This is a genomic window from Brucella sp. LJL56 (assembly GCF_054871705.1).
Genome location: NZ_JBTXLQ010000011.1, coordinates 47,082 through 72,605, shown reverse-complemented (window position 1 = coordinate 72,605; position 25,524 = coordinate 47,082). Strand labels below are relative to the sequence as shown.

The window sequence follows — 25,524 nt, the reverse complement described above, 5'->3', positions numbered from 1 at the left end:
ATACGCGCAAAAATACCCAACCGGTTCATCATAAAAACAATGGCGCGGGGTGGAGCAGCCCGGTAGCTCGTCAGGCTCATAACCTGAAGGCCGCAGGTTCAAATCCTGCCCCCGCAACCAAATCAACAAAACCCCGTGGCATACACCACGGGGTTTTGGCGTTTATGAATGAAATTCTGCATGGGAAGCGACTGCGCGTATTGCATCATACGCAACTATCGGAGCTTTCTGATCCCTCGAATATGGTCAATGTAATCGAGACTTGGAGCGCATCCCGAAACTTGTGAAACGATTTTCGGTTGCGATGTGCGTCAAAATAAATGGTTAGAGCGCCCATCTGATTCAATCAGACCGAAAGGCGCTCTAATGGGGAGCACTACCAACCTTGCAATAGAGTACGATAGCGCGAGCTTTGATCGCGCGTATAGGCTTGTTGCCCAGTGAGCTGAACCGGACATCTGATATCCACAAGCCAGATCGGGAACGGTTCCGAGCAGGATCAGCCAGCTTGTCCATTTTGTATGTATGGCCATCTCCAATCCTTTATTTCCGGCATGTCCTCGCCATGCTCACGAATATAGCGCTTGTGAAGTGTCAGTTTCTCCTCGAATTCAGCTATCAGAGGGGCAGCAATATCTTCAGTAAGCGGCAGTCGTCCGATTGCCTCCATTGCGAGATGGAACCGGTCGAGTTCATTCAAGACCGTCATATCGAACGGAGTTGTGGTTGTTCCCTGTTCGATGAAGCCACGCACATGGAAGTTGGGATGGTTGGTGCGTTTGTAAACGAGCCTGTGAATAAGATAGGGATAGCCGTGATAAGCAAAAATTACTGGTCGGTTGGTTGTGAATATCCGGTCGAACACGTCATCGGCAAGGCCGTGCGGGTGATGTTGTGGTGACTGGAGCACCATTAGATCCACGACATTCACCACACGGATGCGCAAATGCGACAAAGACTGGCGCAGAAGATCGACTGCGGCAAGAGTTTCCATCGTCGGAACATCCCCCGCGCAGGCCATGACGATATCTGGTTCCAGACCGTCCTCGGTTCCGGCCCAATCCCATATACCAAGACCGGCCTCGCAATGCCGCACGGCTTCATCCATGGATAGCCATTGCGGTTCGGGTTGCTTTCCTGCGACAATAACGTTCACACGATCCCAGGTTTTCAGGCAATGGTCGCCAACCCACAGCAATGTATTGGCATCAGGTGGGAAATAGACGCGGATGATGTCAGCACTTTTATTGGCGACAAGATCGACGAAACCGGGGTCCTGATGCGAGAAGCCATTATGATCCTGACGCCACACATGAGATGTCAGGAGATAGTTGAGGGAGGAGACGGGCTTTCGCCATTCCAATTCGCGCGCAACCTGCAGCCATTTTGCATGTTGGTTGAACATGGAATCAACGATATGGATGAAAGCCTCGTAGCAGGAGAAGAAGCCGTGCCTACCGGTCAGCAGATAGCCTTCCAGCCAGCCCTGGCATAGGTTCTCGCTCAACACTTCCATCACGCGGCCATCGGCCGAAAGATGATCGTCTATGTCGAGGGTTTCAGCCATCCATACACGGTCACTGGCATCGAAAACAGCGCTGAGACGGTTCGAGGCGGTTTCATCTGGACCAAACACGCGAAAATTCTTCTCAGGTTCGTTCAGCTTAAGCACGTCGCGCAGATATTCGCCGAGTATCTTCGTCGACTGAGCGTCTGTTGACCCCGGTTCAGTGACGTCAACGGCATATTGGCGAAAGTCGGGCGTATGCAATTCCTTGCGCAGTAATCCTCCATTGGCATGCGGATTGGCACCCATGCGCAACGCGCCTTTCGGCGCAAGCGCACGCAGTTCAGGTTTCAATGCGCCCTTTTCGTCAAACAAGTCCTGCGGATCATAGCTTTTCATCCAGTTTTCGAGGATTTTGCGATGCGCATCATTTTCACGGCAGTTGGCGACGGGTACCTGATGTGAACGCCAGTAATTCTCGACGATGAGACCGTCGACCTCCTTGGGTCCGGTCCAGCCTTTCGGGCTGCGCAGAATGATCATTGGCCAACGGGAACGTTCCGACGATTTGACATCGGCATTTTTCTTGATCTTCTCGATCTGTGTGAAGATTGTATCGAGCGTCGCCGCCATTTTCTGATGCATGACTTCAGGTTCGCTGCCTTCGACGAAGAACGGCTCATAGCCGTATCCCTTGAAGAGATCGGTTAGATCGTCATCGGAAAGACGGGCAAGGACCGTGGGGTTTGCGATCTTATAGCCGTTCAGATGCAGGATGGGCAGCACGGCACCATCGCGGGCCGGATTGAGAAACTTGTTGGAATGCCACGAGGTCGCAAGAGTTCCCGTTTCCGCTTCGCCATCGCCAACCACACAAGCGACAACGAGACCGGGATTGTCGAAAGCAGCGCCGTATGCATGTACCAGCGCATATCCAAGTTCACCGCCTTCGTGGATGGAACCTGGTGTTTCCGGCGCGACATGGCTTGGAATGCCACCGGGAAAGGAAAACTGCCGGAACAGCTTGCGCATGCCCGCTTCGTCTTCACTTACCATAGGGTATATTTCAGAATAGGAACCTTCGAGATAGGTGTTCGCCACCATGCCCGGCCCACCGTGACCCGGCCCGCATATGTAGATTACATTGGCATCCCTTTCCTGAATGATGCGATTGAGATGCGCATATATGAAGTTGAGGCCGGGCGTCGTGCCCCAATGCCCCAGCAATCTTGGCTTGATATGCTCCGGCTCCAGCGCTTTGCGCAGCAAGGGATTTTCCATCAGGTAAATCTGCCCGACGGAAAGATAGTTTGCGGCTCTCCAATAGCGATCGATCAGTGCAAGTTGCTGCGGTGCCAAGGGGCCGTGGGCTGTTGCTTTGCTCATGCTCTGTCTCCTTCACTGATTGATACACAGTCGCGCCGGGGCGCGGTTGCTGCAGTGTTCTGGATGGCCTCTCGTGTTTCAGAGGCGATGATCTGTTCTTCATCGGTAGCAAGTACGAACGCTGCCGCCCGACATGATCGGTTCGTGATCCGAAAAGCACTGGCATCGTTGGCAGATGCATCGATTTCAAAACCGAGCCAGGCGAGGCGCTGGCAGACCGCCTCACGGATTGCGGGTTGGTGTTCCCCGATTCCCGCAGTGAAGATGAGAGCGTCGAGACCGCCAAGCGTGGCCGCAAGGCGGCAGATCTCTCCGGCTATGCGCGCGGTGAAGATGGCAAGCGTTTCCCGGGCTCGTGCGTCATCGCTTGCAAGCAGGTCACGCGTATCACCACTCAGCCCCGACATTCCGAGCAGGCCGGAGCGATGATACAGGAGATCGGAAAGCTCATCGGCCTGTATATTTTCCTGCTGCAACAAATGCAGAAGAACGCCTGGATCGAGATCTCCGCAACGTGTGGCCATCGGAATGCCGTCAAGTGTTGAGAAGCTCATGCTGGTATCGACGCTTTTACCACCATTCATGGCGCATAAACTGGCCCCACTCCCCAGATGGGCAGCAACGATTTTTCCACCTGCGAGCTTCGGTTCCCGCAGGGAAAAATTGCTGATGATGGATTTGTAGGACAAGCCGTGAAAGCCATATCGTTTTATCCCACGCTCATGGAAGTCGCGCGGAATTGCGAAACGTCGGACAGTATCCGGTATGGTCTGATGAAAGGCGGTATCGAAGGAAGCTGATTGTGCAAGATGCGGAAAGAGGTGCCGGATAGCCTTTATCAGTGCGACACTTTTCGGTTGGTGAAGCGGGGCGAACATGGACAAGCGGTCGATAGCGTCGATATATTTGTCGTCTAACAATATCGGTTCAGCGAATTGGTCGCCGCCAAAGACAACGCGATGGCCGACGGCCAGAATGTTTGCCGGATTGATATGGTCCGACAGCTTTGCGAACAATTCTTCGAGAATGGTGACTATATCGTCGGTGCCTGTAGCCGACAGCGTAATGTTCAGGTTTCCTTCTTCGCCGCGCAACCGAAAGGTCAACGGTGCTCCGTTCAGATCGATTTCGCCTCTCGATACCTTCCGAATTTTCGGCCCGTCATATGCGAATGCGCCGATCTTCACGGTCGAAGAACCGGCATTGAACGTAACAAGCTGCTTGTTCACGCGACAGCCCCCCTTGTTCGTGGCGGATGTGGTACAACATAGAGGAGTGTTTGGAGCTGGCGATATGCCCAGTGCAGATCTTCTGATTTATTCTGGCGCTCAGGGTTTATGGTCCCGAATGCCCGCCAACGCGGCGCTGAACTTGGCGAAAACGCCCAGCCGCAACTTTGTCGGGAACAAAATGGCTCCAGATTCATTTATTTGGAGCGTTTGTCCGGGAATCATCGGATGATTTGCTGTGTCCAGGTTTCCGATCACGAAAAATCGGGAGTTTGGGGGCATTTCGATTTTTCAACGATTGGAGTTCATTATGGGGATTTTCGATAAGATCAAGAACGCCATTTGGGGGCAGGCACAAGCGGCAACTCCTAGGACGGAAACGGCTGCACAGCCTGCGCCGACACCGACCGCTTCAACAAGCGCTGCCGCTCCGGCACCCTCTGCATCCGCCCCAGCTTCTGCGGGCGCGGTCGATATAGGCGCCATTCTGGACGCTGCAGTTGCCAAAAGCGGCCAGAAGCTTAACTGGAAGACTTCGATCGTCGATCTGATGAAGGCCCTTGGCCTCGACAGCAGTCTGGACCACCGCAAGGAACTTGCCAAGGAGCTGGGTTATACCGGTGACACGGGCGATTCCGCGACCATGAATATCTGGCTGCACAAGCAGGTCATCCAGAAACTCAAGGATAATGGCGGTAAACTACCCGCCGGATTGTAATCAGGAGGGTTCCCGATGGGAAGCGCAGGAATTGGCTGGATTGCGGCAATCATCATAGGCGGCCTGGCTGGCTGGATTGCCTCCAATTTCATGAACAGCAATACCGGGATATTCATGAATGTCATTCTCGGTATGATCGGCGCAGCCGTAGCGAGTTTCATATTCGGATTTCTCGGTGTTTCTTTCGGCGGCTGGCTGGGCTATCTGATCGCGGGCTTTATCGGCGCGTGCATATTGATATGGCTGGGCCGATTGATAAGTTAGAGCATGTCTCCCGAAAGTGGGAACCGGTTTCGGGATGAAGACATGCTTAAAAACAAATGGATAGAGCATTTCCTATGGTTCAATCAAAACAGGAAATGCTCTAGCAAGAAGGCGCCGAGAGGCGCCTTTTTCTTTTTCTGGATTAGCTTTGAGCTCTATGTTGGGCAAGAAAAATGCGGTCATCGCGATTGGAACAAGCCACCGCAAAGATGATCGCCAGAGCAGCACCCAGAAACGTATCGAGGATACGTTCCGAAATCATTCCATCATGGGGCATTCCCGGCGTTGTCAGATAGGTCATCAAAAGCGCCATTGGTGTTACCAGAATTTGCCCTAGCGCATAATTGCTGCCGATGATGACTTCGGTGGCCAATTGCAGACCGGCCAGAATTGCAATGACGGTCCAGAGGCTGGGAGCTTGCGCAAGCACCAGCCACGTAATCAGGGCGCCGAGAAGCGTTCCTGCCATGCGCTGCAAGGCCCGGTTCATGCTGATGTGCAGATGCGCGCCCTGCATCACGGCGACGGCGCCCATGGCCGCCCATGCGGGATGGGTAGCGCCCAGACTGTAGGCAGTCAGAGCGGCAATCGCCGCGCCTAGTGAAATTCGACCGGCAGCGATGAGCCGATGAACGGCGGGGCGTGGGGGCTCGGATGGAAACGGCTTCTCAGGCGATGCCCGGTGACGAAACCTCTCTGTCAGGGCGCAGATCAGACAGGCGAGGGCCGAGACGATTGCCGTCGCAGCAGTACGTTCGAAGACATCGTACAAAGATCCGACCGGCGCCATCGAGGCCCCGGCGGCGAAGATGAATATGAGCGCGCCGGGCGGCCCGAATTTTCCGGTGACGGTTATGAAAGAGAAGATGCCCGCGGAAAGTGCCAGCAGCAAAAGCTGGCCGGGCAGGGGCAAGCCGATCCATGTGGCGAGCGACATGAAAAATACCGCGAGCGTCTGGCAGAGCGCGCACAGGAAAACGATCCATTCGCGTTTGGCCTCCGGGGCAAACCGGCCAAACAATGCGACAAGCGCGCCAAGCGAGGCAAAACCGATTAGATGCGACCAGGAAGAAAGGCTGACGAGCGGAAGGGCGATTGCGACCGTAGCCGCAGCCTGAAGCCCTGCAAGCGCCGAATTTCGCAGCGAAGGCTGGCCAGCAAGGGCAATGCTTTCCCGAAATTGCTGGGGTTTCAATAGATTATAGGCGGCGTGGCGCCGCCCGGAAATAAATCCGTCCGTTTTCATTATTCTGTGTCCTGCTCGCGGTCGGATTGTATCTGCGACAGCCGGTGCTCGATGCTGTCGAAGCTGCGAAGTATGGTTGCAATGTCCTCGTCCGACAGATCGGCAAGCATTTCCTGTTCGCCTTTTGCCAGTTCCTGTCGAATTTCGGCGACCCGCTTTTGCCCTTGCTCTGTCAGATGAACGAGCCTTGCGCGACTGTCCCTTTCGTCGATGCGGCGTTCCGCCAGACCTTGGCGGCATAGAATGTCAAGAAGGCGAACAAGGCTGGAACCGTCAATTCCGACCAGGGCAGCTAGTTCCTTTTGCGTTAGGCCGCCACCGGTTTGGTGCAGGTGAATGAGGGGAACCCAGGTTGCGTCAGTCAACCCGGCATCGGCAAGGCGGATGTCGAGCGCACGCCGCCAGCGACGCGCCAGTAGTGAAAAACGAATGCCAAATTGAGAACGGGAAGTGTCTGAAATCATGCAATGATTAAGGCATAAAATAATTTGAATTGCAAATCAAATTATAATTGAGGGTGTGTGGGGAGTGACCGGAACGGGATCGACCGTTCCGGCGTAACGGTTCAGAGATTGCCGGTTGTGCGTGCGATGACCTTGATTTCAAAGTCGAAACCGGCAAGCCAGTTGACGCCAACCGCTGTCCAGTTGGGAAAAGGTGGATTGCTGAAAATCTGGTTCTTGATCTGCATGATGGTTTCGAACTGGTTTTCCGGATCGGTATGAAAGGTGGTCACATCGATGATATCGTCGAAGGTGCAACCGGCGGCCTTCAGCGTTGCTTCAAGATTTTCGAAAGCGAGCTGAACCTGCTTTCCAAAGTCTGGTTCAGGTGTTCCGTCGTTGCGACTTCCAACCTGGCCGGAGACGAAAACCAGATCGCCTGAGCGGATCGCAGCGGAATAACCGTGCGCTTCATAAAGGGCATGGCGGTTGGCTGGAAAGATAGCCTCTCTTTTTGTCATTCTCATTTTCCTTCGTCGTGTTACGGCGTGGGTCGCTGGGAGAATTTACCCGTTGGTGGCTTCACAAGCGGTTGGTTTATTTGATATACGCCATGTATATTAAACAGCACATATACGGCCTGTATGTCAATTCATATACGTATCGTATATAAAAATGGGTGTGATAATGGCGGTGAACCTGCGCATCAAGGCGATGGAAGAAAACCGGGTGAAGCTGATTGCAGCGGCCCGGAAAGCTTTTGCGGAAAAAGGTTACGCCGCCGCCTCAATGGATGAATTGACCGCTGAGGTGGGCCTGACACGCGGTGCGCTCTATCACAATTTTGGTGACAAACGTGGGCTTTTGGCAGCCGTGGTTAGCCAAATGGACAACGAAATGGCTGCTCGTGCGCAAGCGATTGCTGCGCGCGCCGATAATCTGTGGGAGGGGCTTCTGGCGGAAGGTGTGGCCTATATAGAGATGGCGCTCGATCCGGATATCCAGCGCATCGTGCTGCTCGATGGACCGGCATTTCTCGGCGATCCATCACAATGGCCGAGCCAGAATAGCTGTCTGCAAGCGTCGCGGCAGAAGATGGCGAAGCTGATCGAGCAAGGGGTGTTGAAACCGGTTGACCCGGAAGCCGCCGCGCGATTGCTCAACGGCGCGGCGCTGAATGCGGCGCTCTGGATTGCAGCCAGCGACGATCCGAAAGCCGTTCTCTCCAAGGCGATTGAGGCCTTCCGATCACTTGCTACCGGCCTGCTGGCAAAACCGGCTTAGAGCATTGTCACATGGGCAATCCGGTTCATTCTTGCTCCATGAGGACTGGCTGTATGGAGTGTGGGTAACAATCAGTTCTGTTGCTATAATACGGATGGAGTTCGGACCCGGTTGACGAGGATGCGTTAATTGTTCAGTTTTTATTGACTTGGTATATTAGCAAATCAGAACAAACTGATCCGACACGGAGACCTTATGGCGACTGAGGGACTTGGACAGACACTCGGGCCTGCTGTGGTTCTGCTCGCCGCCGGTGTCGTGGCGGTGCCGTTGTTTCGAAAATTGGGTCTGGGCTCCGTGCTGGGGTATTTTGCCGCCGGTGCTCTGGTGGGGCCTTCGGTTTTCGGCTTCTTCACCGACCCCGCAACGATCCTGCATTTTTCCGAACTTGGCGTCGTCATGTTCCTGTTCGTCATTGGGCTTGAAATGCGTCCTGGCAAGCTCTGGACAATGCGGCAGCAGATATTCGGTCTCGGTCTTGCACAGGTTCTAAGCTGCATCGCCCTCCTGACCGGAGCGGGCGTTCTTCTGGGCTTGTCTCCGATAACCGCCCTGATCGCGGGTGCAGGCTTCGTGCTGTCTTCCACTGCCGTCATCATGTCGATATTGCAGGAGCGCGGGGAAATCGCCACGCCGGACGGTCAGAAGGCCGTCTCTATCCTCCTGCTTGAAGACCTGATGATCGTGCCGCTGCTGGCGCTCGTCGCCTTTCTTTCGCCTTCCCAGCATGAATCCGGCGGAATTTTGGGTATTGCGATAGCCATTGGCGCCATTGTGCTGCTGGTCGCTGTGGGGCGCTGGCTGCTTGATCCGTTCTTTTCCTTGCTGGCCCGTGCCAGGGCGCGCGAGGTTCTGACGGCTGGCGCCTTGATCGTCGTGCTTGGCGCTGCCCTGCTGATGGAAGCGAGTGGACTTTCCATGGCAATGGGTGCCTTCCTGGCCGGAGTCATGCTGTCCGGTTCCAGTTACCGGCACCAGATCGAAAGCGACATCGAGCCATTCAAGGGGCTCCTGATGGGGCTGTTCTTTCTGGCAGTCGGCATGTCGCTCGATCTTGGCGTGGTTGCATCGGACTGGCCGTCGGTTCTCATCTTCCTTGTCGCCTATGTGGTTACAAAGGCAATCGGCATCTATGCCGTCGCCCGTATTTTCGGCTCCAGCCATCATTCGGCGCTCGAACGGACACTGCTCTTTGCGCAGGGCGGAGAATTCGCCTTTGTGCTCTATACGTCGGCATTCGGTAACGGGTTGATTTCAGCGCGAGACAACGCCCTGTTTTCGACGGTCATCATTCTGTCGATGGCGGTGACACCATTCGTGCTGCTTTTGGGGGGGCGGCTTCTGCGTGCGGAAGCACCGTCGCTTGAAGGTGTTGAATCCGCGCATCATCTCAAAGGCCGGGTACTGATGATCGGCTTCGGACGCTTCGGACAAATCGCGGCACAATTGCTTCTGGCCCAAAGATCGGATGTATCCATTATCGAGTCCGATCCCAACCGTATTCGTGAAGCGGGCCGGTTCGGCTTCAAGATATTTTATGGCGATGGATCGCGCCTCGACATCCTGCATCATTCGGGTGCCGATGAGGCGGAGGTTATCATGATTTGCGTGGATGACCGGAAAACGGCCAATCGGATCGTAGAGCTGGTCAAGCCCCATTTCCCGGCGGCAAAGCTCATGGTGCGCTCCTATGATCGCACACATTCCATCGAGTTGCTGAAAGCAGGCGTGGATTTTGAACTGCGTGAAACATTCGAATCCGCGCTTCTTTTCGGAAAGGAGGCGCTTTGTGAGCTTGGTCTGGATGAACGTTTGGCAGAGGATACGCTACGCGATATTCGTCTGCGCGATGCCGAACGGCTGACGGCACAGGTGCAGGGTGATCTTTATTCAGGCCTTGATCAACTGCATACCGGCGTTCCGGTCCCCGAACCGCTGACGCCTCCCGGCAAGGTCACGAAACTTGCCGGGGAAGAAGGTTCGAACTGAACAAGACGGTCGATGGCCGACCACGATTTGAGGGGTTGAGTCAGTCCCGCAGCGCCATCTGCAGTTCTGCCTGACGTCCCAGTGTCGTCATCCATTCGCTGTACTGGGGATTACGCTCGATCTGGCGTCCGTAATGCTTGCGCAATGCGGCCGTCAGTTCGCCTCTACGTCCAAGTTGTTCGTCGGCAAAGCCGATCATCTGGGAATTCGGCCAGGCCTGCGGACGAATGGCGACCAGACGGGTGAAGAGGCTTTCAGCAGGCTCATTCGGGTTGGCCTGTGCCATAAGGGAAACCATGGCTGCGGTCGAGCGCGATACGCCCATATGGCAATGGACCAGCAGATGGCTCGGCGCTTGCGGGTTTTGTGCGCTCTGAAATTCCGAGCCGAACTGGAGAATTGCGTTCACGTGATCGGGCGTCGGCATTGTGTGGTTGTCGGCGGCATTGATTATGTCGTGAAAACGCAGCGTCACACGATGGTGTTGTTCGAAAGACTGAAACGCATCCAGCTCTGGAAGGTCCGGATCGACCAGCGAAAGGACATGGGTGACTTTGCGCGTCCGCTGTTCGGGTAGTTCCTGAATTCCACACACGGTCAGTTGCGGGGCAAAATGCACAGTCATGCCAGTCTCCTTGAATTTCAGTTATGCTGTCCAGAGCATTTCCTGTTTTGATTGAATCATCGGGAATGCTCTATCCATTTGTTTTTACGCGCATCTTTTTCCGAAAACCGCTTCGCACTTTTCGGAGTGCGCTCTGGTTTGAAAATGACAGGATGATGATACATCGCATAGACGACATTTTCATGTTCGATGTCCCGATGCCGTATCATCGTCGCTGGTGCTTCCAAGCCCCATACCGCCGCCCATGCCACCTCCCATTCCCATGCCGCCACCGCCTTTCCCACCTTCGCCCTTCGCGCGGTCATCCTTGCCGCGTCCGCTGCCGCTGGATGGTCGTGTCGGGCCCTGAGACGGGATTTGCAGGTCGAGCGGGATAGGATCGAGATCAAGGGCGGTTCGAATGAAACTGCGTAATGACGCGACCAGCTCACCCGTATGAACCGGGTGTCCTGCCACCAGTTCGCGGGCCGCCTTTTCTGCAAGCCTTACATGCTCTTCCGTCCCCAGAAGAAGAACATCCGAAAGCGCCGCCTCGACAGAATCGCGAATACGCCGGCGGCGCTCGGAATGCGCAACGATCTCCACCGTCTCGGCTTCTTCCGTCTCCGGTGGATGCCGTAACTCCCGCAAATGGCGCGGATCGACCGAAAGGTCGCCCGTAAACGAACCGCCAAGCGTCTTATAGGCAGCGATGAGTGTCTTCAGCCGTTCGTTGATCTGGCGATTCATGCGCTCGCGTCGCTGTTGTATCGTCAACATCATAAGCAGACGGATGCCAACGCCGATCAGCGTAAAAAGTGCGAGGCCCAACAAAGTGGCTGTCAGACTTTGCCAGGAGCTGAAATCAATGCCGCGCAGCGAAAATCTCCATGGGGAAGGTGTGCGGTTCCTACTAAAGCCCGAAGTGTGGTGCGTTGCAACACTTGTTGCGGCTACAGGCATGTTCATTTGGGCCGTGCAAAGGGCAGTTTGAAATCGCTGATGCTAATCCCTTGGAAGCTGCCTTCTGGCCCATTCTCCTTCGGGAATGGCCCGTCCGATATTGTAGCTGAAAGTGTCGATCACCATCGTTTCCGCATCGACCTTGCACGTGAAATCGATAGCATACCATTTGCGCTTGCTACGAAAGGCGCCGTCGCTGACCGTCAGGCCAGTTGCTGAAACGGAACCCCCTTCACGTGCGAGCATATCTGGAAATGCACCAGGTTGATGGCGGCGCACCTGTTCGAGCGCCTCGATACCGCATATCTGGATGGTCCGGTCTTTGGGCGCGAGCTTGCCCAGCGCCTGTTTTACACGAGGATCGGACATGGCGTCCTTCGAATAGATTTCGCGCGCTCGTGTCAGTTTTTTGGCCAGGGTGGCCGGTTTGGGAGCGTTGGCTTTCTGATCCTGTGCCGTTTGAGCTTTTTCGGCGGGAATTGGCTTTTCTTGCGATGTTTGGGGCTTCTGCTCTTCAGATACCGCGATCTGACCGGTTTCGGATGCCTTCTGGGTTTGAAGAAGCTGTTCGGAAGGCTGGGCTTCCTTTGCAGACGGTTCTTCCCGAGCCTGCTCAGCATCCGTTGCCGCATCAGCCTCGGAGGGCTCGTCCGGCTTTTGCGTCTCTTCAGGTGTCGTGGGCGGCAGGTCCTGCTCTGGCGGCGATTTCACTTCCTGTTTAGCTGCCGCGGACTCGAACGCCTGTGGTTGCGGTGGAGGAGCGGCCTGTTCCGGTGTCTTTGGTGCCTTTGGCTGCGGCTTCTTTTCAGGGGGCGGCGGTTGAACCAGCTCCACATTGACGCTTTGTTCGGCAGCGGGCGAGGGAAGCTCCGGAAGGCGGACCAGAAACAGCAATGCCAGCATCAGATGCAAGGCGACCGAGACGGGCAGCCCCCAACCGGCCTCTTGCAAAACTCTTCTGGTGAACTGCAGCATGGCTCCAACGATCAGGGACTCGAAAAGTTCAATCTAGAGCGCATCCTGAAAAGTGTGAAACGGTTTTCGGAAAAGATGCGCGTCAAAATAAACAGTTAGAGCCCGACATTCGGCCTGTCGATAATTTCACGCAGGGCAAAGCTGGAATTGATCTTCACAACATGTGGAAGAGCCGAAAGCCAGTCGCGATGGATGCGCTCATAGTCTTCCAGATCGCGCGCCGCAACCCGCAGAATATAGTCATATTCGCCCGACATGAGGTAGCAGACCAGCACGTTGGGGCAGCGTTTCACCGCCGCCTCGAATTCGGCCAGCGTTTTGGCGAACTGCCCCGAGAGCGAAATATGGACAATCGCAATCATCCGGTACTCGAGCGCCTTCTGGGAAAGGCGGGCGTGATAGCCCGCAATCACACCGCTCTTTTCAAGAATATCGAGGCGGCGCGAACAGGCGGAAGGCGACAATCCAACCTTTTCCGCAAGGTCTGCATTGGTGATGCGTGCATTGCCCTGCAATGTCCTGAGGATTGCAAGATCGATAGGATCAAGATTGCTCATTCGAAGAACCTTCGAAAAAGAGGATCGCTTGCGCAATAATTCACCAAAAAGACGGGACGGGCAAATCTTCTTTGCAAGGACATTGCGAGCCGCAGGTGTTCTCATTTTCGGATCGACAACGACCCACGGCAAGTGGGCAAAAAATGAGAGGAACGCTTATGCGTGTCGGTTGCCCGAAGGAAATCAAGAACCATGAATATCGTGTCGGACTGACCCCCGCCGCAGTTCGTGAATATGTGGCTCATGGCCACGAAGTCTGGATTGAAACAAAGGCAGGCGCCGGTATTGGTGCCGATGATGCCAGCTACATCGCGGCTGGCGCGAAAATTGCCGCTTCTGCAAAAGACATTTTCGAGAAGTGCGACATGATCGTGAAGGTCAAGGAGCCGCAACCCGCCGAATGGGTGCAGCTTCGTGAGGGCCAGCTTCTCTACACCTATCTCCATCTTGCGCCTGACCCGGAACAGACGAAGGGGCTGCTTGCCTCCGGCGTAACGGCAATTGCCTATGAAACCGTAACGGATGATCGCGGCGGACTGCCGTTGCTCGCGCCGATGTCGGAGGTGGCGGGTCGCCTGTCGATACAGGCCGGTGCGACAGCGCTTCAGAAGGCAAATGGCGGCCTTGGCATTCTGCTGGGCGGTGTGCCCGGCGTACTTCCGGCAAAAGTCACGATCATCGGCGGTGGTGTCGTTGGGCTTCATGCAGCCAGAATGGCAGCGGGCCTTGGCGCCGACATATGCATTCTTGATCGCTCGCTGCCGCGTCTGCGCCAGCTCGACGATATATTCGCCGGTCGCGTTCACACGCGCTATTCCAGCATTCAGGCGCTGGAAGACGAAGTCTTCTCTGCCGATCTCGTCATCGGCGCCGTGCTCATCCCCGGTGCTGCAGCGCCGAAGCTTGTCACCCATGAAATGTTGTCCGGCATGAAAAAGGGTGCGGTTATCGTCGACGTGGCTATCGATCAGGGGGGCTGCTTCGAGACCTCGCATGCCACGACACATTCCGATCCGACTTACGAAGTGGACGGGATCGTCCATTACTGCGTGGCCAATATGCCGGGTGCCGTTCCCGTGACTTCTGCCCACGCCCTTAACAATGCGACCCTTCATTACGGTCTGGCGCTTGCCGATCGTGGTCTGAGGGCAATTGCCGAGGACAAGCATCTGCGTAATGGCCTGAATGTCTACAAGGGACGCATAACCAACAGACCGGTCGCGGAAGCGCTCGGCTATGAAGCTTTTGCGCCCGAAAGCGTTCTGAACGTGGCTTGAAGCTTTGCGAGGCGGCGCCGGTCATTCGGCGCTGCCTTCCCAGTCTGGGTGTGGCCAGTCTGGGTGTGGATAGTCAGCGTATGTGTGGATTGACAAGCTGTCCGAACCGTCTATAACCATAAATGCAGACTGAAGATTTAAGACCATCTGCAAGGGTGGTCTTGCTGTGTCTGGAATCCGGATAAGTCCTCTTGCAGATGTCTTAGCGACGTTGGGAGGACGCCGTAATGCACGGTAGTAAAATAGCCCTGAGGGGCGTGCCGGATATTATTTCCTACATTGATGCGAATGACGGTATTCGAGGCCGCGCCGGTATTATCTGGTGGCTTGCCCTCGGTGGCCTGTTCCTTGATGCCTTCGCCAATTCGGCGCTGAGCGCAGGCCTTGGGCCTATGACACGCGATCTGGGACTGGATGCGGCGCAGGTCGCGCTGATGACATCCTTCGCTTCGTGGGTAGCGATTGCATTCAATCCGATTGGTGGCTGGATCGCCGACCGCTGGGGCCGCATGCGCCCGCTGGTCTTCGCAAAGTTCATCGCGCTCATCGGCGCGGTGCTGGTGATGACGGCCCATTCCTATGAAGTTATTCTTATGGGGCGCTTCTTCGTGGGTGCCGCCTACGGCATCGATTTTGCCATCGCCATGGCTGTGCTCGCCGAATTCACACCGGCACGTCTGCGCAGCCGTCTCAACACCTGGCAGGGCATCTGGTACACAGCCGTTTGTACAAACGTGCTTCTGGCCATGTTGTTCTATAGCTGGGATGTAGGTGACTCGATCTGGCGCTATTCGGTCGCGGCAACCGGTGTCTTCGCTTTCGCGATCATGATGCTGCAGCTCGTGTTCATGGTTGAAAGCCCGATCTGGCTTGCCCGCAAGGAAAGGCTGGAAGAGGCCGCCCGTGCGATGACCCGTATCTATCAGCGTGATTTCGTTGCCGCCCTGCCGGAAGACCGTTTGCCGGTTCTCAATCAGGCTCGCCGCGGCATTGCCAATGTCGCCCTGATTTTCCGTGGCATCTATCTGCCGCGCACCATTCTTGCCGCGACGGTCCAGATCGGGCAGTCGATCCAGTATTTTGCCGTGGGCTGGTATCTGCCGCTCATCAGCGCGGCGCTGTTCGGCAAGGATTTCCTCTATGCCATGCTGGGCACGCTGGTGTTCAACGTGTTCGGCATCATCGGCGGTTTCTCTTCGCCGGTCATCGGGCGTGTACTTGGCCTGCGCAAGGCTTCGGCAATCGGCTTTGGCGCGGTCTTCGTCATGCTGGTCATCATGGGCCTGTTCCATGACACCATGCCGACCTGGCTTGCTGTGATCGTGCCTTCGCTGTTCATCCTGTTCCATTCCGGTGGTCCGGGAGCAAACGGCAAGAGCCTTTCGTCGCTCTCGTTCCGCAGCGAGCTGCGTGCAGGCGCCAACGGCATCATCGGCGCCCTCGGCGCCATGGGCGCGGCGCTTGGCCTGCTGGTTTTCCCGCTCTTCCGCGAGAACTACGGCCTCGGCCCGACGTTCCTGATCCTGTCGGTCGTTCCGCTGATTGCCTGCATCATCTGCTCGGTCATTCAGTGGGACCCGACCCGTACCAAGGTCAGCCCGGATGACGAGCCGAATGCGCCGCAGTTCGAAGGCGATCGGTAACAACGGAGGATAATGTGAACGGACGCAAACTGGCCATTCTGGCCATTGATGAAGGAACGTCCGGAACCAGGGCCGCGCTTGTCGCGGCCGACGGTTCGGTCTCCGCCGTCAATTACACGACGCTTGCCGTCTCTTCCCCGCGTCATAACGTGGTGGAACAGGACGCCGATGTTCTTTTGCAAAAGACCATCGAAGTCTGCGGCAAGACGATTGCTGCGGCGCGTGATGCTGGCGTGGAAATCGCTGCAATGGCAATCGCCACGCAGCGCGCAACCGGCGTTCTGTGGGATACGCAAACGGGTCGGGCGCTGGTCCCGGCCATGGTCTGGCAGGATTCGCGCTATGCCGAAGAGCTGAAGCCGCTTGGGGCCATATGGGACGCGAAACTCGTGTCGCTTGCCGGGCGTCCTGTCGGCGGACGGGCGATCTATCTGTGGGCGGCGCGCCACATGCAGGAAACGCCCGCCGTGCGCGAGGCATGGAAGGCAAAAAGGCTTGCTTTCGGCACCGTCGACACCTGGTTGCTCTGGAACCTGTCGGAAGAACGCAAAGCCGTCACCACGCCGACGAATGCGACCTCTGCCGGTGCCTATATTCTCGGTGAGCATCGCTATTTCACCGATTGGGTAGAGGCGCAGGATTTTCCGCTGGAGCTGCTGCCCGAGCTGAAACAGGACGCTGACGATTTCGGTTATACGCGGCAGGATATTCTGGGTATCCGCGTGCCGATCAAGGCGTCCTGCGGCGATCAGCTCGGCGGTCTTGTCGGTCTTGGCTGTCACGATGCGGGGCAGGCCATGTGCGTGCATGGCACGGGCAGCTTCGTTGATCTTGTGATCGGAAAGCAGACGCCGAAAAATCCCGGCCTCTATGAAGCAACTTTCACCATGACGGCCTGGCGGAGCGAGAACCTCTCGCATTTCGCGGTCGAGACCTATGCCGCCACAACAGGATCGGCGCTCAACTGGCTCTGCAATGAAATGCGCTGGTTCGAGAATGCCAGGGAAATCAGCGAACTGGCTGCAACCGTGCCGTCTTCCGACGGCCTGTTCTTCATGCCAACCCTGACGGGATTGCGCCAGCCGAATATCGTTCCGGATGGCCGGGCATCGCTGACCGGGCTTTCGATGGCACACAGCCGGGCGCATCTTGCTCATGCCATTCTGGAAGGCATTGCCCATTCGGTCGTTTCCTGTGCGGAGGCGAGCTCGGAAGTGGCTGGCGTTCCTGTGCGGGAAGTGGTGGCAGGCGGTGGGCTTTCCTCCAGCGATACGCTGCTGCAATTGCAGGCTGATCTTAGCGGTGTGCCAGTAAGGCGCATGGCGGATCAGGATCGCGCGAGCCTGCGGGGCACCGCGTTTCTGGCAGGCAGCGATGGCTTGCTGTGGAGCGACCTTGCGGAAGCCCGCGCCACGCTGCCCGAAGGCAATCTTTTCATCCCCAAGACCAGCGAAGCGGAAAGACAGGACCGTAGAGCGCGATGGCACTCCCTCACGGATGAGGAAGTCGCACGCGTCCGATCCGGTCATTATGAATAAACAGGAGTTGAAATGCTGAATCTGCGCTCCCGGCGCGCGGACAAGGATCGCGCCCGGATGATCCGCACCGAGCCGCTGCGGCTGAACCGGTCGGAACAGGAAGACCGTCTTGCCACTGAAACCTACGATATTCTGATCGTCGGCGGCGGTGTGACAGGTGCTTATTGCGCCTTTGACGCAAGTTTGCGCGGCTTTCGTGTGGCGCTGGTCGAGAAGGATGATTTTGCATCCGGCACGTCATCGAAATCCTCCAAGATGGTGCATGGTGGCTTGCGCTATATCGAGCAGGGCAATCTTGGCCTGGTTCGTCACTCTCTGCTGGAGCGCCAGCGCCTGCGCCGCAATGCCAGCCATCTGGTGCAGCGCTTGCCTTTCCTGTTCCCCATTCTGGAACGGGATGGTGTGTTCGATTCACGCTTTGCCAAGGCGTTTGAAGGCCTGCTCTGGACATATGATCTGGCTGGCGGCTGGCGCGAAGGCATTCTGCATCAGAAATTGACCGCTGCCGAAGTGCTGGCGCATTGCCCGACCTTCAAGGACGAATATCTGCGTGGCGGCCTCATGTATTTCGATGCCCGCGTCGACGATGCGCGCCTGACGCTGGCGCTTGCCCGTTCCGCCGGTTTTTATGGGGCGACGGTCCTCAACCATTCGAAGGTAGCCGAGATTACCCGCAGCTCGGGTCGGGTCGACGGCGCTATCGTGCATACCGTCGAAGGCAAGGAAATCCGGGTGCGCGCCAAGACCGTCATCATGGCGACAGGCGTATGGCTGCGGGACTGGATGGGGCTTGGCAAGGATGGCGAAAAGCCTTTGCATGTGCGCCCCGCCAAGGGCGTTCACGTGGCGATCCCCTGGCTGAAAATCCGCAATGACTGCACGGTGACCGTGCCGGTGCCAGGGCGCAGCCGCCGCGCGACCATCACGCGCTGGGGCAACGTCTCCTATCTCGGTACGACCGATGAGGATTATCAGGGCGACCTCGATGATGTGCATTGCACGCGTCGCGAGCTTGATTTTCTGATCGAGGGCGCATGCAGCGCGCTCAATATCGACCTGACGCCGGATGATGTCGTCGGCAGTATCGCCGGGTGCCGTCCGCTGGTGGCCGCTTCGTCAGGCGGCAGCACCATGGACGTCAAACGCGACCATTCCGTGCATGTTGCGCCGGATGGCCTTGTCACGATTGTGGGCGGCAAGCTGACGACGTCACGCCATATGGCCGAACAGACGGTGGATGCTGCGGCGAAAGTTCTCGGCGATCGTCGTCGCTGTACCACGAAAAAGGCATTTCTGCTGGGCGCTGCCGGTTATGACGCGCAGGCAATCGTGGCTTCCGGCGGCATGGAAGCGCATCTGGGCGAACGTTACGGTACGGAATCGCGCTTTGTCAGCGATCTGATGGCCGCTCGTCCTGAGCTTGCCGAACCGGTGGTGGAAGGACTGCCCTATACCGGCGGCGAAGTCGTCTATGCCGCCCGGCACGAACTTGCCCGAACCATCGATGACGTGCTGTCGCGTCGTATGCGTGCCCGCCTGATGGCGCGCGATGCCTCCGCCCGCGCTGCCGCAAAGGTTGGCGCCCTGCTGGGTGAGGAACTTGGTCTTCGCCAGGCCGAAATCGACCGTCAGGTCGCCGCCTATGTGGCCGCGACCGAAAAAGAAAAATCCATTCTCACAGGAGCGAACTGAACATGATCAGCAAGGAAGCCATCAAGCGCGGTTACAATCGCGGAAATTATGTCGTCGGCGCCCCGACCCAGCCGCATTATGCTGGCAGCATCAAGGAAATCGGCACCGAGGCCGAACTGGCCCAGAACGCCGTTTCGGTGGATGCTGCTCTCGTCGAGAAGCTGCAGGGCGTTGCGGACGAAGTTCTGACCGCGCGCGAAGATGTCGTCGTGAGCACCCGCGACTGGTGGGCGCGCACGATGGTTGCGGAAACGGGCGGAAAGCCTGCAACGGTTGATGGCGTGTTCGTTCGCGTTTCGACGGTGGAGCAGGTTCAGGCCGTCATGCGCCTTGCGCATGAAGCCAAGGTTCCGGTTACCGTTTCTGCCGGGCGTTCCAACGTTACGGGCGCGGCGCTGCCGCTGCGCGGCGGTATCGTTCTCGATGTCTGCAATCTCAACCGTCTTGTCAGCTTTGATGCGGACAGCCAGATCGTTGAAGTTGAAGCTGGCATGTTCGGCGATATTTTCGAGGAAACGATCCAGCGCGACTTTGGCATGACCATGGGGCACTGGCCGTCTTCATACGGTATCAGCACCGTGGGCGGCTGGATCGCCTGCCGCGGCGCAGGCCAGCTTTCCACGCGCTACGGCAAGATCGAGGATATGGTCTACGGCATGGAAGTCGTGCTGGCCGATGGTTCGCTGGTGACGGTTGGAAACTATGCCCGCGCAGCGATTGGCCCCGATCTGCAGCAGATCTTCATCGGTTCGGAAGGCACGCTCGGCATCATCGTGAAGGCGCGCCTGAAACTGCATCGCCTGCCGGACTATGCCCGCGCTATCGCCTATGGGTTCAAGAGCTTCGGCATCGGTCTGGAAGCCTGCCGTCGTATCATGCAGGGCGGTGCCAATCCGGCAGCACTGCGTCTTTACGACGAGCTGGAAAGCGGTGTGCAGTTCGGCCTGCCGGAAAGCAACGTGCTGCTGATCGCCGATGAAGGCGCGAAGGAAATGGTCGATGCCGTTATGGCGATCAGCGAAAGGGTTTGTGCCGAGCTCGGTGACAAGCTCGATGGCGATGCGATCTTCGAGAAGTGGCTCGATACGCGCTATCTGACCGGCAAGAGCGCCGAGGGCTTCAAGCGCAGCCCCGGCTTTGTTGCCGATACGCTGGAAATGACCGGATGCTGGCGCGATCTGCCTGCGATCTACGACGAGGTGGTCGCTGCCATCAACGCGGTTCCGGGCACGCTGGCCGGTTCGGCGCACCAGTCGCATGCCTATGTCGATGGCGCCTGCCTCTATTTCTCGCTGCGCGGTGACGTGGACGTGGAAAAACGCGCTGAATGGTATCGTGCTGCATGGGATGCTGCCAATGCCGTTCTAATCAAGTATGGTGCAGCATTGAGCCATCACCACGGCGTCGGACTGCTTCGCGCGCCTTACATGAAGGACGCTCTGGGATCGGCATTTCCGCTGCTGGAAACGGTGAAGAAGGCGCTCGACCCGGACAACCTGCTTAACCCCGGCAAGCTCGGACTTTCGCTCGACATGCCAAGAGACGGAAAATGATGGAATGACATTGGACAGAACGATCGGCGAGCGGCTTTTGCGGGCGCCAGTCATGGCAACGCTCTACGGCGTGGACAATCTTCAGGCATTTCTGGACAGCAAGGCGGAAGTTGGCATCGTCGCCAACATCGCACTGCGCCATGTGGCTGAAGTGCTGAATGCGCTGAAGAAAAGCAACAAGCTGATCGTTCTGAACATCGACAGTTGCGAAGGCCTGTCGCAGGATAAGGGAGCCATCGAGTTCCTGGCCGAGATAGGCATTTCGGTGCTGCTGTCGACCCGCGTTCCAACAATCCAGAAGGCCGCGCAATGCGGCCTTCTGACCATGCAGAAGGTCTTTGTTACCGACCGCTCCACATGGCCCCGCAGCCTGAAGGCGATCTCGCAAAGCGCACCCAATCTGGTGCAGATCATGCCATCGCCGATGCTGGGCTATCTCTCCGTGGAGGACAAGCGCCGCCTGCCGCCTATCGTGGCGTCAGGATTCATCTGCAACGAAAGCGATGTCGGTACAGCGATGACACAGGGTGCAATCGCTGTTTCCTCAAGCAACAAGTCGCTCTGGAACTATTCGAGTGCTTCGGCCTTGCGCGGGAAGGGAAAAAGCTAGATTAGGCTGCTGCGAACTAAATTGTTGCACGACCTTGTTTTGAACAAGATGTGCACCTATATGGCTGTCATAGGCATTGCTTAAGAGCGCTGGAACGCGTCTGTCGCTCGCAATAGCCTTCATCGCTTGATGCTTTTGACCACGGATGTACTGGCACTGGTAGGAAAGCGATGATCAGGAAGGTCGGTGCGTTTTCGCCCCGGCCTTTTTTGTTGTCTGCAGTTTCGCGAGAATGAAGCAAAACGGCCTGCTGAATTTTTCAAGCAGGCCGTTCGTCTAGAGCATTTCCTGTTTTGATTGAATCATTGGAAATGCTCTATCTGTTTGTTTTTACGCATGTCTTTATCCCCAAAACCGGTTTCCACTTCGGGAGACATGCTCTAGAAATTAAGCAGCGAGTGCTTCGTCTTCCGAGGTCGGGACTTCGGAAATCGTCTTCAGAACCTGCGAAGCGATCTGGTATGGGCAGCCCTGCGAGTTCGGGCGACGATCTTCCAGATAACCGCGATATCCATCCCTGACGAACGCGTGCGGAACGCGGATCGAAGCGCCACGGTCGGCAACGCCGTAGGAGAACTTGTTCCATGGGGCGGTTTCATGCTTGCCGGTCAGGCGCATGTGGTTATCCGGGCCGTAAACGTCGATGTGATCCTGCAGATTCTTGTCGAATTGCGCCATGAGCGCTTCGAAATAGTCCTTGCCGCCCACTTCACGCATATATTTGGTCGAGAAGTTGCAGTGCATGCCCGAACCGTTCCAATCGGTGTCGCCGAGCGGCTTGCAATGGAATTCGATATCGATTTCGTACTGTTCGCAAAGACGAAGCAGGAGATAGCGGGCCATCCAGATCTGGTCGGCGGCGTTCTTGGAGCCCTTGCCGAAAATCTGGAACTCCCACTGGCCCTTGGCCACTTCCGCATTGATGCCTTCGTGATTGATGCCGGCATCGAGGCAGAGATCAAGATGTTCCTCGACGATCTTGCGGGCGATGGAGCCGACATTCTTGTAGCCGACGCCGGTGTAATAGGGACCCTGCGGGGCAGGGAAACCCTGTTCCGGGAAGCCCAGCGGACGGCCATCCTTGTAGAAGAAATATTCCTGCTCGAAACCGAACCATGCATCGTCGTCTTCAAGGACGGTTGCGCGGCTGTTGGACGGATGCGGGGTGACGCCATCCGGCATCATGACTTCGCACATCACGAGAACACCGTTTTTGCGCGCAGGATCGGGATAGATCGCGACCGGCTTCAAGACGCAATCGGAGCTGCGGCCTTCGGCCTGCATCGTAGATGAGCCGTCGAAGCCCCAGAGCGGCAGTTGCTCAAGCGTAGGGAAAGCGTCGAATTCCTTGATCTGCGTCTTGCCGCGCAGGCCAGCAGCAGGGGTGCATCCATCGAGCCAAATGTATTCGAGCTTGTACTTGGTCATCGCTAGTCTCTCTGTCATCCTCGGTTGATCAATCACCACAAGTCATGCGGTGTCGCGCGGCTCGGTGTTCGATTTAATAGAAGCAAGGAGCGTGCCAGTTTCGAATTTGGCGCATTTTTAAGGTGGAAACGGCAAATGCGACCGAGCGGGCAAGATTTGCGCAACAGAAAGCGGAGAATGTCTGCTCAAAAAACAGGCAACGGATTACAATTTCATCACGCCTGATATTCAGCTTGCATCATCCCGGTCTCGCCGCTTGTCATTCGGGAGCAGAAAGCCGGGAAATTCAAAGGCATAAAGCAAAATCGAACAGGCGGACAGAATAAGTCGTTGGACGCTCCGGCCACCATTCTTCACCTTATCCTCAAACAAAAGGGGAGTGACTGATGGCACGTTCGATCAACAGAAAATCGGCTTTTCTGGCAAGTTTAGCGTTCAGTGTTTCGGCAATGACTGTTTTCGCGGCCAATGCTGCGGAAATCACCGTGATGGGTTATCGCGGCGCATTCCAGGACAATTACGTCAAGGCCGTCATCGAACCGTTCCAGAAGGAACATCCCGACATCAAGGTCACCTATTACGGCGTGCAGAATGCAGCGACATCGCTCGGAAATATGCGCGCCCAGAAATCCTCACCGCAGACGGATGCGGTCATTTATGACCTTTCGGTCGCCAAGATTGCCGATGAGGAAGGGCTGGTCGAAAAGCTCGATCCGGCATCGCTCAAAAATTATGCGGATGTCGCCGATCTCGGCAAGGAACTCGCTGGTTCCGCAATTCCCATTACATATGACACGCTTTCGCTTCTTTATAATCATGATGCATTTGCGGAAAGTCCACCGGTTAGCTGGGAAGCGCTCTGGGACAAACAGCAAAGCGGCAAGGTCATCATCCCGGCACAGGGCGGCGGCGATATTCAAGCCATCCTGCTGACGATCATCGCGAACCGCCTTGCAGGTGAAGACGATTATACGAAGACCGTGGAACCGGGTGTCGACAAGCTGGTAAAGCTGGCGCCTGCCGTGCAGACGTGGGAACCGAAGCCCGATGCCTATACGCTGGTTGCAAACGGCACGGCGACCTTGTCCATCGGCTATAATGCCCGCGCCCAGTTCTACTTCGACCAGACCGGCGGAAAGCTTCAGTCAGTTGGACCGAAGGAAGGTACGGCTGCACAGGTGAATGTCATCAGTGCGATTGCCAACGGCAAGAACATGGATGCAACCAAGACATTCATCGATTACGCGATAAGCCCCGAGGCGCAGGCCCGTTTCGCCGAGATCATGTTCTATGCGCCATCGAACACGAAAGCGGATGTGAACGACGAAACGAAGAAGCGCATCCCGTACATGGATACGGCCCAGCGCGAAAAGCTCATTCCTGTCAACTGGATGACAATCGGCGATATGCGCGACAAGCTGCTCAATCCCTGGCGCCGCCAGATCATTCCGGCTGGTCGTTAAATCCCTACCTCACCCTGAAATTCACGCTTCCGCCCCGTTTCTCCGGGGCGGCAACGACCCCTCACAGGTTTCGATATGGTAGCAGAAAACTCATTTCTACAGTTGAAGGCTCTTACCAAGCTCTACGGTAACAATTACCGCGCAGTGGACGACCTTCATCTCGATCTGCCGCGCGGAAAACTGCTCGGCCTCCTCGGCCCATCCGGTTGCGGAAAGACGACAACTTTGCGCATGATTGCCGGTCTCGCATCGATCTCGGACGGCAACATCCTGATCGATGGCAACGATATTTCGCACAGGCCGCCCCATCAGCGCGATATCGGTCTGGTTTTCCAGAACTACGCCTTGTTCCCGCATATGACCGTGGCCGAAAATGTCGCTTTCGGTCTCGATATGCGCAAGGTTGGCAAGGCTGAGGCGAAGAAGCGGGTCGAGGAAGCACTCGAAATGGTGCGGCTTCCCGGCTATGGGTCGCGCAAGCCCAAGGAAATGTCTGGTGGTCAGCAGCAGCGCGTGGCGCTGGCACGTGCGCTGGTCATTCGCCCGCGCATTCTTCTGCTGGATGAGCCCCTGTCCAATCTGGATGCGAAGCTGCGCGACGACATGCGGATCGAAATCCGCGAGATCCAGAAGCGCCTCGACATCACCACGGTTTTCGTTACGCATGACCAGGTCGAAGCGCTCACAATGTGCGATGTCGTCGGCGTGATGGATAGCGGCAAGCTGGCGCAGCTCGGTTCGCCGGAAGAAATCTATGAAAAGCCGTCCTCCCTGTTTGTGGCCAAATTTGTCGGTCGCGCCAATGTCCATGATTGCGAGATCGTCGACGAAAATGTCTGTCGGCTGGGCAGCGGCACCTATCGCTGCAACACGCATGGAAAGTCGCGCGGCTCAGGGCAGATTGCCATTCGTCCGCATCGCATCAATCTCACGCCCAACCGCGATCGCAATCTTGTCAGTGTCGTGACCAACAGCGCGCACGGCGTGGTCGAGCGCACGACCTATATCGGGGATATCGTTCAATACGACATCGAGATCGAGGGCGCTTGCCTGAAAGTGGAAGTACCGACCGCCAGCGCGGGACATGCGTTCCATACCGGTGACCGGCTGCTGTGCGAATGGAAACCGGAAGATATGCTGGTTTTCGGGAGCTGA

The 25,524-nt window shown here is 56.7% G+C and carries 22 protein-coding genes and 1 tRNA gene; 13 read left to right on the top strand and 10 right to left on the bottom strand.

Going from position 1 to position 25,524, the window contains the following annotated elements; genetic code table 11:
* Window positions 1-43: 43 nt before the first annotated feature.
* Window positions 44-120, top strand: a tRNA-Met gene (locus ACYSN1_RS21170).
* Window positions 121-499: 379 nt separating this feature from the next.
* Here the strand turns inward: ACYSN1_RS21170 and ACYSN1_RS21165 are convergent.
* Window positions 500-2,893: a phosphoketolase family protein gene (locus ACYSN1_RS21165; protein WP_461727479.1), complete on the bottom strand. Its 2,394-nt coding sequence runs from the start codon at window positions 2,891-2,893 to the stop codon at window positions 500-502.
* Entirely contained in the window at window positions 2,890-4,122 is a 1,233-nt protein-coding gene (locus tag ACYSN1_RS21160) for an acetate/propionate family kinase (RefSeq protein ID WP_461727478.1), read from the bottom strand. The genes ACYSN1_RS21165 and ACYSN1_RS21160 overlap by 4 nt, the downstream gene beginning before the upstream one ends.
* Before the next feature lie 310 nt (window positions 4,123-4,432).
* Here ACYSN1_RS21160 and ACYSN1_RS21155 point away from each other — a divergent pair, with 310 nt between their 5' ends.
* A complete protein-coding gene (locus ACYSN1_RS21155) occupies window positions 4,433-4,840 on the top strand; it encodes a DUF3597 domain-containing protein (protein ID WP_461727477.1) in 408 nt (135 codons plus the stop codon).
* A 15-nt stretch (window positions 4,841-4,855) separates the two neighbouring features.
* Window positions 4,856-5,104, top strand: a complete 249-nt coding sequence (locus tag ACYSN1_RS21150; RefSeq protein ID WP_461727476.1) for a GlsB/YeaQ/YmgE family stress response membrane protein — start codon at window positions 4,856-4,858, stop codon at window positions 5,102-5,104.
* A 142-nt stretch (window positions 5,105-5,246) separates the two neighbouring features.
* Here the strand turns inward: ACYSN1_RS21150 and ACYSN1_RS21145 are convergent, their stop codons facing one another.
* From ACYSN1_RS21145 to ACYSN1_RS21135, 3 genes are all read right to left on the bottom strand, one after another.
* A complete protein-coding gene (locus ACYSN1_RS21145; protein WP_461727475.1) occupies window positions 5,247-6,350 on the bottom strand; it encodes an FUSC family protein in 1,104 nt (367 codons plus the stop codon).
* Window positions 6,350-6,814 (bottom strand): MarR family winged helix-turn-helix transcriptional regulator, encoded by a 465-nt coding sequence (locus ACYSN1_RS21140; protein ID WP_461727474.1) that lies wholly within the window; start codon window positions 6,812-6,814, stop codon window positions 6,350-6,352. Before ACYSN1_RS21140 ends, ACYSN1_RS21145 begins: the two co-directional genes overlap by 1 nt.
* A gap of 101 nt (window positions 6,815-6,915) precedes the next feature.
* Window positions 6,916-7,314 carry a RidA family protein gene (locus ACYSN1_RS21135; protein ID WP_461727473.1) on the bottom strand — a complete coding sequence of 133 codons (399 nt, stop codon included), beginning with the start codon at window positions 7,312-7,314 and terminating at the stop codon, window positions 6,916-6,918.
* A gap of 166 nt (window positions 7,315-7,480) precedes the next feature.
* Here ACYSN1_RS21135 and ACYSN1_RS21130 point away from each other — a divergent pair, with 166 nt between their 5' ends.
* Window positions 7,481-8,077 (top strand): TetR/AcrR family transcriptional regulator, encoded by a 597-nt coding sequence (locus tag ACYSN1_RS21130; RefSeq protein WP_461727472.1) that lies wholly within the window; start codon window positions 7,481-7,483, stop codon window positions 8,075-8,077.
* Window positions 8,078-8,272: 195 nt separating this feature from the next.
* On the top strand, window positions 8,273-10,066 hold the full coding sequence (locus tag ACYSN1_RS21125) for a monovalent cation:proton antiporter-2 (CPA2) family protein (protein WP_461727471.1): 1,794 nt from the start codon (window positions 8,273-8,275) through the stop codon (window positions 10,064-10,066).
* A gap of 40 nt (window positions 10,067-10,106) precedes the next feature.
* On the opposite strand, the gene ACYSN1_RS21120 is transcribed toward ACYSN1_RS21125, so the two are convergent.
* The 4 genes from ACYSN1_RS21120 to ACYSN1_RS21105 all read right to left on the bottom strand — a co-directional run bounded on the left by ACYSN1_RS21120 (window position 10,107) and on the right by ACYSN1_RS21105 (window position 13,165).
* The gene (locus ACYSN1_RS21120; protein ID WP_461727470.1) at window positions 10,107-10,691 is read right to left on the bottom strand and encodes a tyrosine phosphatase family protein; all 585 of its coding nucleotides are present in this window, start codon (window positions 10,689-10,691) and stop codon (window positions 10,107-10,109) included.
* Window positions 10,692-10,871: 180 nt separating this feature from the next.
* On the bottom strand, window positions 10,872-11,639 hold the full coding sequence (locus ACYSN1_RS21115) for a hypothetical protein (RefSeq protein ID WP_461727469.1): 768 nt from the start codon (window positions 11,637-11,639) through the stop codon (window positions 10,872-10,874).
* Between the two features lie 36 nt (window positions 11,640-11,675).
* Complete coding sequence (locus ACYSN1_RS21110; protein ID WP_461727468.1) at window positions 11,676-12,608, bottom strand: DUF930 domain-containing protein; 933 nt, start codon at window positions 12,606-12,608, stop codon at window positions 11,676-11,678.
* Window positions 12,609-12,703: 95 nt separating this feature from the next.
* Complete coding sequence (locus ACYSN1_RS21105; RefSeq protein ID WP_461727467.1) at window positions 12,704-13,165, bottom strand: Lrp/AsnC family transcriptional regulator; 462 nt, start codon at window positions 13,163-13,165, stop codon at window positions 12,704-12,706.
* Window positions 13,166-13,323: 158 nt separating this feature from the next.
* Here ACYSN1_RS21105 and ald point away from each other — a divergent pair, with 158 nt between their 5' ends.
* From ald to ACYSN1_RS21075, 6 genes are all read left to right on the top strand, one after another.
* Window positions 13,324-14,442, top strand: coding sequence for an alanine dehydrogenase (gene ald / locus ACYSN1_RS21100; protein ID WP_461727481.1), 1,119 nt, complete (start codon window positions 13,324-13,326; stop codon window positions 14,440-14,442).
* 227 nt (window positions 14,443-14,669) lie between these two features.
* Window positions 14,670-16,085, top strand: coding sequence for an MFS transporter (locus ACYSN1_RS21095; RefSeq protein ID WP_461727466.1), 1,416 nt, complete (start codon window positions 14,670-14,672; stop codon window positions 16,083-16,085).
* Between the two features lie 14 nt (window positions 16,086-16,099).
* On the top strand, window positions 16,100-17,623 hold the full coding sequence (locus tag ACYSN1_RS21090) for an FGGY-family carbohydrate kinase (RefSeq protein WP_461727465.1): 1,524 nt from the start codon (window positions 16,100-16,102) through the stop codon (window positions 17,621-17,623).
* 12 nt (window positions 17,624-17,635) lie between these two features.
* Window positions 17,636-19,315: a glycerol-3-phosphate dehydrogenase/oxidase gene (locus tag ACYSN1_RS21085; protein ID WP_461727464.1), complete on the top strand. Its 1,680-nt coding sequence runs from the start codon at window positions 17,636-17,638 to the stop codon at window positions 19,313-19,315.
* A 2-nt stretch (window positions 19,316-19,317) separates the two neighbouring features.
* Window positions 19,318-20,868 carry an FAD-binding oxidoreductase gene (locus ACYSN1_RS21080; RefSeq protein WP_461727463.1) on the top strand — a complete coding sequence of 517 codons (1,551 nt, stop codon included), beginning with the start codon at window positions 19,318-19,320 and terminating at the stop codon, window positions 20,866-20,868.
* 4 nt (window positions 20,869-20,872) lie between these two features.
* Complete coding sequence (locus ACYSN1_RS21075) at window positions 20,873-21,478, top strand: glycerol-3-phosphate responsive antiterminator (protein WP_461727462.1); 606 nt, start codon at window positions 20,873-20,875, stop codon at window positions 21,476-21,478.
* Between the two features lie 387 nt (window positions 21,479-21,865).
* On the opposite strand, the gene ACYSN1_RS21070 is transcribed toward ACYSN1_RS21075, so the two are convergent.
* Complete coding sequence (locus ACYSN1_RS21070; RefSeq protein WP_176038240.1) at window positions 21,866-22,906, bottom strand: glutamine synthetase beta-grasp domain-containing protein; 1,041 nt, start codon at window positions 22,904-22,906, stop codon at window positions 21,866-21,868.
* A gap of 386 nt (window positions 22,907-23,292) precedes the next feature.
* On the opposite strand from ACYSN1_RS21070, the gene ACYSN1_RS21065 reads away from it, so the two are divergent.
* Both ACYSN1_RS21065 and ACYSN1_RS21060 read left to right on the top strand, forming a co-directional pair.
* The gene (locus ACYSN1_RS21065) at window positions 23,293-24,369 is read left to right on the top strand and encodes an extracellular solute-binding protein (RefSeq protein WP_461727461.1); all 1,077 of its coding nucleotides are present in this window, start codon (window positions 23,293-23,295) and stop codon (window positions 24,367-24,369) included.
* Between the two features lie 75 nt (window positions 24,370-24,444).
* Complete coding sequence (locus tag ACYSN1_RS21060) at window positions 24,445-25,524, top strand: ABC transporter ATP-binding protein (RefSeq protein ID WP_109988053.1); 1,080 nt, start codon at window positions 24,445-24,447, stop codon at window positions 25,522-25,524.

Bases quoted from the DNA above. Each gene is read 5' to 3' on its own strand.
- ACYSN1_RS21080 (WP_461727463.1), top strand. From the start codon at position 19,318: ATGATCAGCAAGGAAGCCATCAAGCGCGGTTACAATCGCGGAAATTAT.
- ACYSN1_RS21085 (WP_461727464.1), top strand. From the start codon at position 17,636: ATGCTGAATCTGCGCTCCCGGCGCGCGGACAAGGATCGCGCCCGGATG.
- ACYSN1_RS21115 (WP_461727469.1), bottom strand. From the start codon at position 11,639: ATGAACATGCCTGTAGCCGCAACAAGTGTTGCAACGCACCACACTTCG.
- ACYSN1_RS21125 (WP_461727471.1), top strand. From the start codon at position 8,273: ATGGCGACTGAGGGACTTGGACAGACACTCGGGCCTGCTGTGGTTCTG.
- ACYSN1_RS21105 (WP_461727467.1), bottom strand. From the start codon at position 13,165: ATGAGCAATCTTGATCCTATCGATCTTGCAATCCTCAGGACATTGCAG.
- ACYSN1_RS21145 (WP_461727475.1), bottom strand. From the start codon at position 6,350: ATGAAAACGGACGGATTTATTTCCGGGCGGCGCCACGCCGCCTATAAT.
- ACYSN1_RS21150 (WP_461727476.1), top strand. From the start codon at position 4,856: ATGGGAAGCGCAGGAATTGGCTGGATTGCGGCAATCATCATAGGCGGC.
- ACYSN1_RS21130 (WP_461727472.1), top strand. From the start codon at position 7,481: ATGGCGGTGAACCTGCGCATCAAGGCGATGGAAGAAAACCGGGTGAAG.
- ACYSN1_RS21065 (WP_461727461.1), top strand. From the start codon at position 23,293: ATGGCACGTTCGATCAACAGAAAATCGGCTTTTCTGGCAAGTTTAGCG.
- ACYSN1_RS21060 (WP_109988053.1), top strand. From the start codon at position 24,445: ATGGTAGCAGAAAACTCATTTCTACAGTTGAAGGCTCTTACCAAGCTC.
- ACYSN1_RS21120 (WP_461727470.1), bottom strand. From the start codon at position 10,691: ATGACTGTGCATTTTGCCCCGCAACTGACCGTGTGTGGAATTCAGGAA.
- ACYSN1_RS21155 (WP_461727477.1), top strand. From the start codon at position 4,433: ATGGGGATTTTCGATAAGATCAAGAACGCCATTTGGGGGCAGGCACAA.
- ACYSN1_RS21135 (WP_461727473.1), bottom strand. From the start codon at position 7,314: ATGACAAAAAGAGAGGCTATCTTTCCAGCCAACCGCCATGCCCTTTAT.
- ACYSN1_RS21075 (WP_461727462.1), top strand. From the start codon at position 20,873: ATGACATTGGACAGAACGATCGGCGAGCGGCTTTTGCGGGCGCCAGTC.
- ald (WP_461727481.1), top strand. From the start codon at position 13,324: ATGCGTGTCGGTTGCCCGAAGGAAATCAAGAACCATGAATATCGTGTC.
- ACYSN1_RS21095 (WP_461727466.1), top strand. From the start codon at position 14,670: ATGCACGGTAGTAAAATAGCCCTGAGGGGCGTGCCGGATATTATTTCC.
- ACYSN1_RS21110 (WP_461727468.1), bottom strand. From the start codon at position 12,608: ATGCTGCAGTTCACCAGAAGAGTTTTGCAAGAGGCCGGTTGGGGGCTG.
- ACYSN1_RS21140 (WP_461727474.1), bottom strand. From the start codon at position 6,814: ATGATTTCAGACACTTCCCGTTCTCAATTTGGCATTCGTTTTTCACTA.
- ACYSN1_RS21165 (WP_461727479.1), bottom strand. From the start codon at position 2,893: ATGAGCAAAGCAACAGCCCACGGCCCCTTGGCACCGCAGCAACTTGCA.
- ACYSN1_RS21070 (WP_176038240.1), bottom strand. From the start codon at position 22,906: ATGACCAAGTACAAGCTCGAATACATTTGGCTCGATGGATGCACCCCT.